The organism is Komagataeibacter xylinus NBRC 15237, from assembly GCF_001571345.1.
In the GTDB taxonomy this organism is placed as follows: Bacteria; Pseudomonadota; Alphaproteobacteria; order Acetobacterales; family Acetobacteraceae; genus Komagataeibacter; species Komagataeibacter xylinus.
Genome location: NZ_BCTP01000002.1, coordinates 17303 through 31097 on the forward strand (window position 1 = coordinate 17303; position 13795 = coordinate 31097).

The window sequence follows — 13795 nt, forward strand, 5'->3', positions numbered from 1 at the left end:
GGATTATGATGGCGCCATGCGCTATATTTCTACCCGGGGGCAAGCCCCCGTCCGCGATTTTTCGTCCGTTCTGCTGGCGGGGCTGGCAGAGGACGGTGGCCTGTACCTGCCGGAAAGCTGGCCCGAGCTTTCGGTCGATGACTGGCGTAGCCTGCGTGGCCTGCCCTACCCGGAGCTTGCGGCCCGGATCATCGCCCCCTTCGCCGAAGGCTCGATTACGCACGATGTGCTGCTGAAGCTGTGCCGCGAGGCCTATGCCCGATTCGATCACCCCGCCATCGTGCCGCTGACGCAGGTGGAAGACGGGCTGTTCGTGCAGGAACTGTTCCACGGCCCGACGCTGGCCTTCAAGGACATGGCCATGCAGCTGCTTGGCCGCCTGTTCGACCATGTGCTGACCGCGCGTGACGAGAAAGTGACCATCGTGGGTGCGACCTCGGGTGATACCGGCTCGGCCGCCATCGAGGCCTGCCGTGGCCGCGAGCGCCTGCGCGTGGTGATCCTGCACCCCGAGGGCCGCACATCGGAGGTGCAGCGCCGGCAGATGACCACCGTGCTGGAACCCAACGTGACCAACCTTGCGGTCAAGGGCACGTTTGATGACTGCCAGGACCTGGTCAAGGCCATGTTCGCCGACCTGCCCTTCCGCACGGACATGAACCTCTCGGCGGTCAACTCCATCAACTGGGCGCGCATTGCAGCCCAGGTGCCCTATTACGTCTATGCCGCCCTCGCCCTTGGCGCGCCCGACCGCGAGGTCTCGTTCGCGGTGCCCACCGGCAATTTCGGCAACGTACTGGCCGCCTGGGTGGCCCGCCGCATGGGCCTGCCCATCCGCGCGCTGTGCGTTGGCTCCAACCGCAACGACATCCTGAGCCGCTTCCTCAACGAGAACGACATGAGCATCCACGGCGTGGTGCCCAGCCTGTCGCCCTCGATGGATATCCAGGTCTCGTCGAACTTCGAGCGCCTCCTGTTCGAACTGCTCGACCGCGACGCCGCGGCCTGCGCGCGCATCATGACCGCATTCCGCAAGACCGGCGTGATGAAGGTGTCCACCCCCGTGTGGGACCGCGCCAATGCCCTGTTCCACGGCATGGCGCTTGATGATGACGCGACGGCAGCCGAAATCCGCACGCTCAATACGCGCAGCCACTACCTGGCCGACCCGCACACCGCCATCGGCATTGCGGCGGGGCGCGCCTTCCGTGAGCCGGGCATTCCCATGGTGGCCATGTCCACAGCGCACCCGGCCAAGTTCCCTGATGCGATGGCGAAGGCCACCGGCATCCGCCCGGCCCTGCCCGACTCGCTTGCCGACCTGTATGACCGGCCCGAGCGCTACACCGTGGTGCCCGCCGATCTGGGCATGATCGAGGACAAGGTGCGCGCGGCGGTCCTGACCAACACGCCCTGAGCCTTTCCCCCATCCATCTTACGTAAACAAGGGGTTGCTGGCGCCAAGGCGCCACGCCGCCCGCAGGACCAGCATGACCGACCTGATCAATGTGACCCGACTGGACTCCGGCCTGACCATCGTGACCGAACGGATGGACAGGGTGGAAACCATCTCGCTCGGGGCGTATGTCGCCGCGGGCACCTGTAACGAGAGTGCTGCGGAAAACGGGGTTTCCCATTTTCTCGAGCACATGGCCTTCAAGGGCACGGGCACCCGCACCGCCGTGGGCATTGCAGAGGAAATCGAGAATGTAGGCGGCCACATCAACGCCTACACCGCGCGCGAGCACACGGCCTATTACGTCAAGCTGCTCAAGGAAAACCTTGATCTGGGTGCCGACATCATCGGCGATATCCTGACCCATAGCAGCCTCGCCCCCGATGAACTCGAGCGCGAACGCGGCGTGATCCTGCAGGAAATCGGCCAGGCCAACGACACGCCGGATGACATCGTGTTCGACCATTTTCAGGAAACCGCCTTCCCCGACCAGCCGATGGGCCGCCCCACGCTGGGCAAGGAAGCGGGCATCCAGTCCATGTCACGGGCAACGCTGGTCAACTACATGGGCACGCATTACCGGGCGGGCAACACCATCGTGGCGGCGGCGGGCAACCTCGAGCATGGCCGCGTGGTCGACCTTGTGCAAAAGCACTTCGCCGACCTGCCCACCGGCACCGTGCCGCCGCAGCCGGGCGTGAACTACGTGGGCGGCGCGTTCGTGCAGGAGCGTGAACTCGACCAGGCGCATATCGTGCTCGGCTTTCCCTCCATGCCGTATGGCGATCCGGATTATTACCCCGCCCTGCTGCTCTCCACGCTGCTCGGCGGTGGCATGTCCTCGCGCCTGTTCCAGGAGATCCGGGAAAAGCGCGGGCTGGTCTATTCGGTCTATTCCTTCAACGCGCCATTCCGCCAGGGCGGCCTGTTCGGCATCTATGCCGGCACGGGCGAGGCCCAGGTGGCCGATCTGGTTCCGGTCACGCTCGAGGAACTGCGCAAGGTGCGCCACACGGTCAATGCCAGCGAGCTTGCGCGGGCACGTGCCCAGCTCAAGTCCTCGCTGCTCATGTCGCTGGAGAGCACGGGCAGCCGCTGCGAGCAGCTTGCCCGCCAGCTTCAGGTGTTTGGCCGCCTGATCCCGACCAGCGAGACCGTGGGCAAGATCGACGCCGTGAGCATTGAAGACGTGCAGCGTGTGGCCACCCGCATCTTCAGCGGCAGGCCCACCCTGGCCTCGCTGGGGCCGGTCAGCCACCTGCCTTCTCTCGACAGCATTACGGGAGCGCTGGCAGCATGAGCGCCAATCCCCTTGACCTGATCGCAGCCCTCATCACCCGCGCCCGCGCGGCGGGGGCCGATGCGGCGGATGCCATATACGTCAACCGCGTAGCCCATGGCGTGCAGGTACGCAATGGCTGCACGGAAGACCTCGAGCGCTCGGAAACCTGCGACCTGGGCTTACGGGTATTCGTGGGCCAGCGCGCCGCCATCGTCTCGGCCACGGCACTCGACCCCGAACGCTTCGACACGCTGGCCGCCCGCGCGGTAGCCATGGCCCGCGTGGTGCCCGAGGACCGTTTTGCCGGACTGTGCGAACAGGCGCAGCACGGTTTTGTCGATGCGGCGGGCCTCGACCTGTTCGACCCGGCCACACCCACCACCACCGACCTCATGGCGCGCGCCCGCACCGCGGAGGAAGCAGCCCTTGCGGTGGCGGGCGTGTCGAACAGCAACGGGGCCTCGGCCAGTTTTGGCCTGTCGGACATCATCCTCATGACATCGGCCGGTTTTTCGGGCCGCTATGCCCGCACCAGCCATTCGGTCTCGGCCAGCGTGGTGGCGGGGTCGGGCACGCACATGCAGCGTGATTACGACTACCATTCAACCGTGTACCTCGCCGACCTTGAGGATGCCGCCCTGATCGGTCGCCGCGCGGGCGAGCGCACGGTCGCCCGCCTCAACCCGGTGCGCCCGCGCACGGGGCGGCTGCCCATCGTGCTCGACCCGCGGGTTTCCACCTCGCTGCTCGGGCATCTGTCAGGCGCGATCAACGGCATTTCCATCGCGCGCGGCACCTCCTTCCTCAAGGAGAAGATGGGCCAGCAGATCATGCCCGCAAACATCACCATCATTGACGACCCGAGGCGGGTGCGTGGCCCTGGCGCGCGCCCGTTTGATGGCGAGGGCATGCTCACATCCACCCGCACGCTGGTGGAAAATGGCGTGCTGAAAACCTGGGCGCTCGATTCCCGCTCCGCCCGCCAGCTTGGCCTTACCCCCACTGGCTGTGCCAGCCGGGGCACGTCCGGGCCGCCCGCGCCCTCGCTGGGCAACATGCACATGCAACCCGGCACGCTCACGCCCACCGAACTGATGCGTGATATTGGTGAGGGCATCTACGTTACCGAGATGATGGGCTCGGCCATCAACGGCATTACCGGCGACTACAGCCGTGGTGCCGCAGGCTTCATGATCCGGGGTGGCGTGCTGGCCGAGCCGGTGGCCGAACTGACCGTGGCGGGCAACCTCAACGACATGTTCGCCCGCCTTGTGCCCGCCAATGACCTGACCTTCCGCCAGTCCACCAATGCGCCGACCATCCGCATTGATGACATGGTGATCGCCGGGGCCTGATCGTTGCCTTTCCGTGATTTCATGTTTCTGTAAGCCCGTTGCCCCTGTTACAGGGGCGCGGGCCTGCTTATATCTGGTTCAAGGCGGCCCGATCTCATGCAGGCTGCATGGATAATGATGGTTCCGATACAGGATTGCAGATACCCTGACCCAGATGAAACAGAATTCCTCGCGCCTGATGCCGCGTAAAAGCATCATCCTCGCCGCTGGCGCGGCCCTGAGCATGCTCTCCCTCGTGGCACACCCCGACGTGGCGGATGCCCGCGCCGGTGGCGGCATGTCGATGGGGAGCCGTGGCTCGCGCACCTACAGCGCCCCTGCCCCCTCACAGACCGCCCCGTTTGGCGCAACACCTTTCCAGCGCACCATGACACCGCGCCAGGAGGCGCCCGGCTATGGCGCGCGGGCACCGTTTGGCGCCGGTGCGGGCATGGCCATGGCGCGGCCCCGCCACCCGTTCATGAGCGGGTTCATGGGCGGGCTGATCGGTGCCGGGCTGTTTGGCATGGTGTTTGGTCATGGCATGTTCAGTTCGGGCATGGGGGGCGGCGGCTTCCTTGGCCTGCTGATCCAGCTTGCGCTGGTCTTCTTTGTGGTGCGGTGGGCGATCCGCCGTTTTAGCAACAGGGGTGGTGGCACCGGCGGGTCCGTCGCAAGCCCCTTTGGCGCCACCGGACCCGCCGCCCCGCAACAGGGCGGCCAGCAGAATGTGGGCGTGGCCATCACGGCAGCCGACTACCAGGCCTTCCAGCAGGCGCTGATCAATATCCAGACGGCCTGGAGCCAGCAGAACGTGGACGCCATGCGCCACATGGCCACGCCGGAGATGGTGTCCTACTTCAACAACCAGTTGACCGAGCTTGCCAGCCGTGGCGCACGCAATGTGGTGTCCGACCTGCGCTTCGAGCGGGGCGACCTGGTGGAAAGCTGGCGTGAAAACGGGGCCGACTACGCCACCGTGGCCATGCAGTATTCCATGATCGACATCACCACCGACATGACGGGCCGCGTAATCGAGGGCGATCCCTCCAACCGCACCACCGTGACGGAACTATGGACCTTCGTGCGCGCGGCAGGTCTCGGCACATGGCTGCTCTCGGCCATTCAGCAGACACCGCGCCGCTGATACCAACCCTACTGAAAAAGGCCTGCATCGCATGATGCAGGCCTTTTTTATATGCGGCACACGGCAAACCAATCCCCGCATGCCAGCTTTTTTCGAAGCTTTTTGAAAAAGCTTCACCAAAAACTTTTATCAGAGAGGCGCGAGGCTGAGCGCGTAGAGGATCACCGCCAGCGCCGAGAGCGTAACGGCCACGGCCTTGATACGCCCCCTGTGCCGACGCAGCGCCTCCTGCGCTTCCTGCTGCGGGCTCACCTGTGCGGTTACTACTGGCTCCATGAACCTGATCTCCCGTATGTGAAAACAGCCCGCTTCAGTGGGCAATGAAGGCGTGGTCAGCCAGCAGGCCAAGGAACAGGAAAAACAGATAGGCCAGCGAGTAGCGGAAGGAACGGCGTGCCGGGCCATCGCCCGTCAGGCTGACCCCGTTCGCATCCTGCCTGTCGCGCAGCACGCCTATGGCGCACAGGATGAAACCCGCGCCAAGCACGCTGGCCACGACCGTGTAAAGCCAGCCTGCAAGGTGCATGAAAGACGGCACCAGCGACGTGGCGGTGAGAATGAGGGTGTACCACAGGATCTGCCAGCGCGTGTGCCGCGCGCCCCTGACCACGGGCAGCATGGGAATGCCCGCCCGCCCGTAATCCTTGCAGGCGTAAAGCGACAGCGACCAGAAATGCGGCGGTGTCCACAAGAAGATGATGCCGAACATGACCACTGGCATGATGGCCATCGACCCCGTGGCCGCCGCCCAGCCGATCATGGGCGGAAACGCGCCCGCGGCCCCGCCGATCACGATGTTCTGCGGTGTCGAGCGCTTGAGCCACATCGTGTAGATCACGGCATAGAAAAAGATGGAAAACGCAAGGATGCCCGCTGCCAGCGCATTGGTGGCCAGCCATAGCAGGATGACCGAGGCGACCGACAGGCCAATGCCGTAGCCCAGCGCCGCATCGGGCGCGATCCGCCCATCAGGGATGGGGCGGGTGACGGTGCGCTTCATCACCGCATCAATGTCGCGGTCATACCACATGTTGATCGCACCTGCGGCACCCGAGGCCATGCACACGCACAGGATGCTGACAGCGGCCACCAGCGGGTTGATCGGCCCCGGCGCCATGGCCAGGCCGGCAGCCCCCGTAAACACCACCAGCGAGATGACACGCGGCTTGAGCAGCAGCAGCCAGTCACGCGCCAGCGTGCCGACGCGGCCGGAATCATAGGCAAGGGCGGCCTCGCTGGCCGGATTGGTTACGGTGCCGCTCATGGTCATGCCTTCTCGCGCGCGGGGGAGGGTGCCTGCCATTCGGCCGTGCGGGCGCCCGGCCCCCAGTAATTATCCGGCAGGGTGCTGCCCGGGCGCAGGCCCGCCTGCACCACGATGCCTGCAAACACCAGCACCGACAGGCCCATCAGCACCGCACCCAGCACGCCCAGCGCCCCATGGAACGCCATCAGCGACAGCACGGTTCCGCCTACCGTCAGCCCGAAATGCAGGCGGCTTGCGCCCACCGGGGCCACGTGGCCCACCATCTTGCCAATCCAGTAATAGAAGCCCGCAAACAGTGCGAAGACGGCGGCATACAGCGTTGCGGCATGCACATCGGCCATGCCGCCGGGCCGCAGCGACATGACGGAGCCTGCCAGCAGCAGGGCCACGAAGCCAACAGCCCATTCCATCGGCACGGAGGCCCGCATGTGGCCCAGCCGCACCGTCTGCGCCCACGCCACCAGCACGACCAGCACCGGCGCCACGATCAGCCCGAGCTGCACCGCAGCCGAAGGCGCCGCCAGATGCGCAAGCCCGCCATGCAGCAGGTCATGCACCCATACGGAACTGCCACCGACCGACATGACCACCAGCGCACCCAGCACGAGGCGCGGCATCTGCAGCGGGCGGGCGCAGAAGGTCTCGACAACCTGCGAGACGATGCCGATGGAAGGCAGCAGCAGGAGCGCGATCTCGGGGCCGGAAAAGGCATGCAGCAGCGCATCGATATGGGCGGAGACATCGCCGCCAGCCAGCCAGATGCGCGTAAGCCCGCCTGCCATGACCGGCATGACCATGACCGCCATCATGCCCGCAAGCCCCTGCGCCCACACGAACAGGGGCAGGTCGCGCAGGCGCTGGCCCATTGGCCCCATGTTCAAAACGGTCGCCACCATGCAGATGCCCTGCATCAGCATGCCCAGGCACCAGCCCAGTAGCGCCAGCAGCGAAACCTGCGCAGGCAGCGCGGGCGAAAGCCCGGCCAGCACGGCCACGAAACTCGCGGCCACCAGCCCCCAGCCCGCCAGCGCCACGCGCGGCAGCGCCAGCGCGCGGGCACGCAGCAGCAGCGGCACGAACCAGTTGCCAAACCCGCCCGTAAGGGCTGGCAACGCACAGAAGAAGACCATCATCATGCCGTGGCGCCGCGCAATGCGCTCCATGGCGCCGGGGGTGTCCCCCCCGGCCCAGGCATCGATCAGGGCATGGGGCAGCAGGCCCGCCTGCAGCCCCACTGCCAGCAATCCGCCCACAAGGCCCGCCACAATGGCCATGACGAGATACAGCATGCCGATGGTCCTGTAGCGACAGGCCCCCGCATCCTGCACCGCATCCGCCCCGAACTGTGTGCCTGTGGGCATACGATGTACTCCCTGCTGCCATGCGCCGCTTATGGCATGGCCAATCGTTACCATGATTTCATCATATACCGCGACTTATACACAAAAACGACCCTGTGGGCCGCCTGTGTGGTCGCGCAATTGTCATTTCAGCCCTGCCGCTGGGGCAGGGCTGTGCCTGTGTGGCTCAGGCCACCATCGGGCTGGCGCAGTCATCCGCCTCACGATCGAGCGTGACGAGGGTGAACAGGCCCGCCGGGGGTACCGGCTGCAGGATTGCGCGGCGCAGGTCGGCGGGAGGCAGCAGGGATTCAATGGCGAAATCGGGGTGCCAGCCCAGCGAGTGCGAGGCCCGCGCCATGCCGCGCTCGACCGCAAGCCTGACCCCACCCTCGGCAAGGAAGTGGTTGACGAACAGGATATGCCCGCCCGGCCTGACCACGCGCTTGAGTTCGGCCAGCAGCGCGCGCGGGTGCGGCACCACAGAGGCCACGAACATGGCCACCGCGATATCGAACGCGCCATCCTCGAAGCCGGTGGCCTCGGCATCCATTTCCAGCAGCGCATCGACATTGGACAGATGCAGGCGGGCGGCACGCTGGCGGGCGCGCTCGAGCATGTCGCCTGACAGGTCGATGCCGGTAATGCGCTTGTCGGCCCGGTAATATGGCAGGGCCAGGCCGGTGCCCACGCCCACTTCCAGCACTCTGGTGCCGGGCAGCGCGTTCACCGCCTCGACCGCGCGCTTGCGGCCAAAGGTGGAAATGCTGCCAAACAGCGCGTCATATACACTGGCCCAGCGCCGGTAGGCAGCCTTGACCGCGTTTGCATCCATCGCGGCACGGGGGGACGGGATATCCACAACCGTCTCGGCGGCTTCATTGGGCAGGACATCGCTCATCGGGCTGCTCCCTTGTCGTGGCCATGGAAAAGGGCATGGCCAGCCCCCTTCCGTGCTGCGTCTGCCATGATCAAATCCGTCCCATCGTGCTGCATTACAATTCCACCTGACCTGCCCACGTGCCACACGGCCCGCGCAACTGCCTGTAATCCCTATCCGGTGTCACCACGCCACAGGGCGCCACAGCCACGACCACCGTGCCTGTCATGAACACCGGTTCAATCTCTACGCGTTCACGCCGCCCGCGACCAGACGGGATGTGATCGCATCCCATATCAGGCCAGCGGTATTGATGCCGTCAAAACGGTCAATTTCCTGCAGGCCGGTGGGGGATGTGACATTGATCTCGGTCAACCATTCCCCGATCACGTCAATCCCGACAAAGATAAGCCCCTGCTCGCGCAGCATCGGGCCGATCGCGTTGCAGATCTCGCGGTCACGCGCGGTCAGTTCCGCCCGCACGGGTTTGCCGCCCACATGCATGTTGGAGCGTGTCTCGCCCTCGGCGGGAATGCGGTCGATGGCGCCCACGGGCTGGCCGTCAACGAGAATGATGCGCTTGTCGCCCTGCCGCACGGCGGGCTCGTAGCGCTGGATCATCAGCGGCTCGCGCGAGCGGGCGAAGTGCATTTCCAGCAGGGCGTTGAGGTTGGGGTCATCCTCGCGGATGCGGAACACGCCGGCACCGCCATTGCCAAACAGCGGCTTGACGATGATGTCGCGCCATTTCGCGCGGAATTCCAGTATCGCCTTCACATCCCATGTCACCAGCGTGGGGGGCATGAGGTCGGGGTAATGCGTGACCAGGATCTTCTCGGGCGCGTTGCGCACGGCGGCGGGGTCGTTCACCACCAGCGCGCGGTCGGGGCCAATGCCGTGGATATGCTCAAGGATATGGGTGGCGGTAATATAGGCCATGTCGAACGGCGGGTCCTGGCGCATCAGGATCACGTCCATGCCCGCAAGGTCGATCACCTGCTCGGGGCCGAAGGTGGCGTGGTCGCCCACCCGGCGCTGCACCGTAACCGGGCGGGCGCGGGCGGTGACGCGGTCCATGCGGTGGCCCTGCGGGCTGGCCCGTCCCTCGCTCAGACTCAGCGCCTCGACCTGATAGACAAACAGCTCATAGCCCCTGGCCTGCGCCTCGAGCATCATGGCGAATGTTGAATCGCCATTGATGTCGATGGCGCCAAGCGGGTCCATCTGGACGGCAACCTTCAGGGGGCGTGACATAGGATCAGTTTCTCCGCGCGGAACAGGTCCGGTTCGAGCCGATGGTAACAAAGGGCAACCACCCGCAGCCAAATGTCATAATATGCCTTCCGCCCCACGGCCAGCCCCCCTTTCAGGGTAAAGGCGGATAAGCAATGGCGAGCACCTCGATCATTTCCTCCCCGCGCGGGGTGACCAGCTTCACCTCATCGCCCACGCCCGCGCGCATGAGCGCGCGCGCCACGGGCGAGACAAGGCTGACCTGACCGGCGGCCATATCCGCCTCGTCCACGCCGAGGATGGTAACGGTCCGTTCCTCATCACGTTCGCTCACGTAGGTCACGGTCGCGCCAAAAAACACCCGGTCGCGCCGGGGCTGGGCGGCGGGATCGACGATGATGGCATTGTCGATGCGCTTGGTGAGGAAGCGGATGCGGCGGTCGATCTCACGCAGGCGGCGCTTGCCGTACTGGTAGTCGCCATTTTCCGAGCGGTCGCCATTGCCTGCCGCCCACGATACGATCTCAACGATTTTTGGCCGTTCGTCGCGCAGCAGGGCATTGAGTTCGCGCCGCATGGCCTCGATGCCCGCGGGCGTGATGTAGCACGACAGGCCGCCGGTCGCGGGCTTGCCATCCTTTGTGGTGGCACGGGTTTTCAGCATCGCGCCACCGTCATGCGGATATGCCCTTCCATCTTCTGGCCGGGCGCGAGCACACGCACGCCACTATCGGCAATGGCCATGCGGTTGAAGCCATCATTCATGTTGCTGACCGGCTCCAGCCCGATATAGGGCTTGCCGGGCGGCGTAAACAGCACGAGGTGGCGCAGTTCGGGGCTGCCCTCGAGTGTGAGGGCATAACCCTCGCGCGGCCAGCGCAGGAAGGCGCTGCCCGACCAGCCCGCGTAGCAGTTGTCAATGGCCGCATCCCCCACGTCGCGCATCTGGGCGAACGACCACTGCCCCTCCGCCGGGATGCGCAGGAGCGGCAGGTGATCGGGCGCGCTGGTCCACACGCTGCTGGCCGCGAACCCCACCCTGAGCCCGGCATGGCAGGGAAAATAGGGGTGAAAGCCCATGCCCACAGGCTGGTTGCGGGTATCGGTGTTCTCGATCAGGATGCCGATCGAAAGCCCGGCCTCGCGCAGGTCATAGCGCAGTTGGGCGCGGTAGCTGAACGGCCATTCCCCCGCGCGCGGGCCGATGGGCGCGTGGTCGAGCGAGAGCGTGGCACTCCTGTCCGACAGCATGGCGATCCGCCAGCGATGCTGCCAGCCATTGCCATGAATGGCGCAGTTCTCGCCGCCAAAATTGGGAGTGAGGCGGTAATCCACTCCCTCGAAGCGGAACTGGTTGCCCGCCACCCGGTTGGAAAACGGCACGAGCGGATACCCCGCAACCGCCCGGCCATGCTGGGCCACAAGGTGGGGATCGGCCACGGGGCGCAGGAAATCCATCGTGCCACTGCGCCAGAAGGCGATGCTGCCGCCCATGTCAGGCAGCAGGCCAAGGCGGGCGGCACCTGCCTGGAGTTCCAGGGTTGCGGACATCTCGCGTTCATGCTGCCCCGCGCATGGCGGCATGGCCTTATCGCCCACGGCGCTTTCCCCTTCCCTTCGCCTGATCGGGGTCATACCCCCCGCCGCCCGGCCCGAGCGGCACGGGGCCACGGTTGCGCCGGGCGATGGCCTTGGGGCTGGTGCCCGGCATACCTGCGCTTGATTGCGGCAGCGGTGGCGGCTCCATGCCGAGTTCGAGCGCCTCAAGCCTGCGGATTTCATCACGCAGGCGCGCTGCGGTCTCGAATTCCAGCTCCGCCGAGGCGTCGCGCATCTTCTTTTCCAGATCAGCGATGGCGGCCTTGTAGTCCTTGCCCACCATCTCCTGCACGCTGCCATCCGCCGTGGGGGCCACCGTGACGTAATCCTGCTCGAACACCGAGGAAATGGCCTCGCCGATATGCTTGCGCACCGATTGCGGGGTAATGCCGTGTTCCTCGTTCCACAGGCTCTGTTTTTCGCGCCGCCGCGCGGTCTCCTCGATGGCGTAGCGCAGGCTGTCTGTCATCTTGTCGGCATAGAGCAGCACGCGGCCATCGACGTTGCGCGCGGCGCGGCCGATGGTCTGGATGAGCGAGGTGCGCGAGCGCAGGAAGCCTTCCTTGTCGGCATCAAGGATGGCGACGAGCGAGCACTCGGGAATGTCCAGCCCCTCACGCAGAAGGTTGATGCCGATCAGCACGTCAAACGCGCCAAGCCGCAGGTCGCGGATGATCTCGATGCGCTCGAGCGTATCCACATCCGAATGCAGGTAGCGCACGCGGATGCCCGCCTCGTTCATGTATTCGGTCAGGTCCTCGGCCATGCGCTTGGTCAGGGTGGTGACCAGCACGCGCCCGCCATCGGCAATGGTCTCGCGGCATTCGGCCAGCAGGTCATCCACCTGGTGCTCGACCGGGCGCACGATGGTGATGGGGTCGATCAGCCCGGTGGGGCGGATGACCTGCTCGGCAAACACGCCCTCGGTGCGACGGATCTCCCACGGGCCGGGGGTGGCGCTGACAAACAGGCTCTGCGGGCGGAATTTGTCCCATTCCGCAAAGGTGAGCGGGCGGTTGTCGAGGCAGGATGGCAGGCGGAAGCCGAATTCGGCCAGCACGGACTTGCGCGCGTGATCGCCGCGCTCCATGCCGCCAATCTGCGGCACGGTCACGTGGCTTTCATCCACGATCAGCAGCGCATCCTCGGGCAGGTATTCGAACAAAGTGGGCGGCGGCTCGCCCGGCGCGCGGCCCGACAGGTAGCGTGAATAGTTCTCGATGCCCTTGCACACGCCGGTAGTCTCGATCATCTCGAGGTCGAACGTGGTGCGCTGCTGCAGGCGCTCGGCCTCGAGCAGCTTGCCTTCGGTGGTGAAGGTGGCCAGCGTGTCGCGCAGTTCCTGCTTTATGCCGGTCATGGCCTGCGTGAGCGTGGGGCGCGGGGTGACGTAATGGCTGTTGGCGTAGATGCTGATGGATTCGAGGTCGCTGGTCTTCTCGCCGGTCAGCGGGTCGAATTCGCTGATCTCGTCAATCTCGTCGCCAAACAGGCTGATGCGCCAGGCGCGGTCCTCGTTCTGCACGGGAAAGACATCGACCGTCTCGCCACGCACGCGAAAGGTGCCGCGCTGGAAGGCGGCATCGTTGCGGCGGTACTGCAGTTCGACCAGCGCCTTGATCAGCTTGTCACGCGCGATCTCGCCGCCAACCTCGAGCTTGACCACCATGCGCGAATAGGTCTCGACCGAGCCGATACCATAAATGCACGACACCGAGGCCACGATGATGACATCGTTACGCTCGAGCAGCGCCTGCGTTGCAGCATGGCGCATGCGGTCGATCTGCTCGTTGATCTGGCTGTCTTTTTCGATATAGGTGTCCGAGCGCGGCACATAGGCCTCGGGCTGGTAGTAATCGTAGTAGCTGACAAAATACTCGACCGCGTTATCCGGGAAGAACTGCTTCATCTCGGCATAAAGCTGGGCGGCGAGCGTCTTGTTGGGCGCCAGCACGAGGGCCGGCTTCTGCGTGGCCTCGATGATCTTGGCCATGGTGAAGGTCTTGCCCGAACCCGTCACCCCAAGCAGCACCTGATCGCGCTCGCCCGCCTCAACGCCCGCCACGAGTTCGGCAATGGCGGTGGGCTGGTCGCCCGCGGGTTCATAGGGCGAATGGACCCTGAATTTGTTGACCTTGGGCTTGGCCGCCTGCCGCTCGGGCTGGAAGGTGACCGGCATGTCGGCAGGGTCGATGTCGGTGGTTTTCTTCTTTTTGCGTGATGCTGTTGCCATGGCTACACCAAGTGGGGCGTCACC

Annotated in this window: 12 protein-coding genes; 4 read left to right on the forward strand and 8 right to left on the reverse strand. The window is 65.4% G+C overall.

Translation table 11 applies throughout. From position 1 onward, the window contains the following. The first annotated feature begins 16 nt into the window (after positions 1 to 16). The 4 genes from thrC (at position 17) to GXY01S_RS00955 (ending at position 5219) form a co-directional block, all read left to right on the forward strand. Entirely contained in the window at positions 17 to 1417 is a 1401-nt protein-coding gene (gene thrC, locus GXY01S_RS00940; protein ID WP_061271524.1) for a threonine synthase, read from the forward strand. A 73-nt stretch (positions 1418 to 1490) separates the two neighbouring features. Continuing rightward, entirely contained in the window at positions 1491 to 2756 is a 1266-nt protein-coding gene (locus tag GXY01S_RS00945) for a M16 family metallopeptidase (protein ID WP_061271525.1), read from the forward strand. Then, positions 2753 to 4093 (forward strand): TldD/PmbA family protein, encoded by a 1341-nt coding sequence (locus GXY01S_RS00950; protein WP_061271526.1) that lies wholly within the window; start codon positions 2753 to 2755, stop codon positions 4091 to 4093. Before GXY01S_RS00945 ends, GXY01S_RS00950 begins: the two co-directional genes overlap by 4 nt. 154 nt (positions 4094 to 4247) lie before the next feature. Continuing rightward, positions 4248 to 5219 (forward strand): Tim44 domain-containing protein, encoded by a 972-nt coding sequence (locus GXY01S_RS00955; protein WP_061271527.1) that lies wholly within the window; start codon positions 4248 to 4250, stop codon positions 5217 to 5219. Between the two features lie 129 nt (positions 5220 to 5348). On the opposite strand, the gene GXY01S_RS18465 is transcribed toward GXY01S_RS00955, so the two are convergent. From GXY01S_RS18465 to uvrB, 8 genes are all read right to left on the reverse strand, one after another. Continuing rightward, entirely contained in the window at positions 5349 to 5495 is a 147-nt protein-coding gene (locus GXY01S_RS18465) for a hypothetical protein (RefSeq protein WP_165165681.1), read from the reverse strand. Between the two features lie 34 nt (positions 5496 to 5529). Next, on the reverse strand, positions 5530 to 6483 hold the full coding sequence (locus GXY01S_RS00960; protein WP_061271528.1) for a heme o synthase: 954 nt from the start codon (positions 6481 to 6483) through the stop codon (positions 5530 to 5532). Between the two features lie 2 nt (positions 6484 to 6485). After that, on the reverse strand, positions 6486 to 7847 hold the full coding sequence (locus tag GXY01S_RS00965; protein ID WP_174520887.1) for a cbb3-type cytochrome c oxidase subunit I: 1362 nt from the start codon (positions 7845 to 7847) through the stop codon (positions 6486 to 6488). 166 nt (positions 7848 to 8013) lie between these two features. Next, on the reverse strand, positions 8014 to 8727 hold the full coding sequence (locus tag GXY01S_RS00970; RefSeq protein ID WP_061271529.1) for a class I SAM-dependent methyltransferase: 714 nt from the start codon (positions 8725 to 8727) through the stop codon (positions 8014 to 8016). Positions 8728 to 8952: 225 nt separating this feature from the next. After that, entirely contained in the window at positions 8953 to 9960 is a 1008-nt protein-coding gene (gene gshB, locus GXY01S_RS00975) for a glutathione synthase (protein ID WP_061271530.1), read from the reverse strand. A 112-nt stretch (positions 9961 to 10072) separates the two neighbouring features. After that, a complete protein-coding gene (greB, locus tag GXY01S_RS00980) occupies positions 10073 to 10603 on the reverse strand; it encodes a transcription elongation factor GreB (RefSeq protein ID WP_061271531.1) in 531 nt (176 codons plus the stop codon). Further along, a complete protein-coding gene (locus tag GXY01S_RS00985) occupies positions 10597 to 11490 on the reverse strand; it encodes an aldose 1-epimerase (RefSeq protein ID WP_061271636.1) in 894 nt (297 codons plus the stop codon). Before GXY01S_RS00985 ends, greB begins: the two co-directional genes overlap by 7 nt. Positions 11491 to 11527: 37 nt before the next feature. Next, positions 11528 to 13771, reverse strand: coding sequence for an excinuclease ABC subunit UvrB (gene uvrB / locus GXY01S_RS00990; RefSeq protein ID WP_061271532.1), 2244 nt, complete (start codon positions 13769 to 13771; stop codon positions 11528 to 11530). Between the last annotated feature and the right edge of the window lie 24 nt (positions 13772 to 13795).

Bases quoted from the DNA above. Each gene is read 5' to 3' on its own strand.
- thrC (WP_061271524.1), top strand. From the start codon at position 17: ATGCGCTATATTTCTACCCGGGGGCAAGCCCCCGTCCGCGATTTTTCG.
- GXY01S_RS00945 (WP_061271525.1), top strand. From the start codon at position 1,491: ATGACCGACCTGATCAATGTGACCCGACTGGACTCCGGCCTGACCATC.
- GXY01S_RS00950 (WP_061271526.1), top strand. From the start codon at position 2,753: ATGAGCGCCAATCCCCTTGACCTGATCGCAGCCCTCATCACCCGCGCC.
- GXY01S_RS00955 (WP_061271527.1), top strand. From the start codon at position 4,248: ATGAAACAGAATTCCTCGCGCCTGATGCCGCGTAAAAGCATCATCCTC.
- GXY01S_RS18465 (WP_165165681.1), bottom strand. From the start codon at position 5,495: ATGGAGCCAGTAGTAACCGCACAGGTGAGCCCGCAGCAGGAAGCGCAG.
- GXY01S_RS00960 (WP_061271528.1), bottom strand. From the start codon at position 6,483: ATGAGCGGCACCGTAACCAATCCGGCCAGCGAGGCCGCCCTTGCCTAT.
- GXY01S_RS00965 (WP_174520887.1), bottom strand. From the start codon at position 7,847: ATGCCCACAGGCACACAGTTCGGGGCGGATGCGGTGCAGGATGCGGGG.
- GXY01S_RS00970 (WP_061271529.1), bottom strand. From the start codon at position 8,727: ATGAGCGATGTCCTGCCCAATGAAGCCGCCGAGACGGTTGTGGATATC.
- gshB (WP_061271530.1), bottom strand. From the start codon at position 9,960: ATGTCACGCCCCCTGAAGGTTGCCGTCCAGATGGACCCGCTTGGCGCC.
- greB (WP_061271531.1), bottom strand. From the start codon at position 10,603: ATGCTGAAAACCCGTGCCACCACAAAGGATGGCAAGCCCGCGACCGGC.
- GXY01S_RS00985 (WP_061271636.1), bottom strand. From the start codon at position 11,490: ATGTCCGCAACCCTGGAACTCCAGGCAGGTGCCGCCCGCCTTGGCCTG.
- uvrB (WP_061271532.1), bottom strand. From the start codon at position 13,771: ATGGCAACAGCATCACGCAAAAAGAAGAAAACCACCGACATCGACCCT.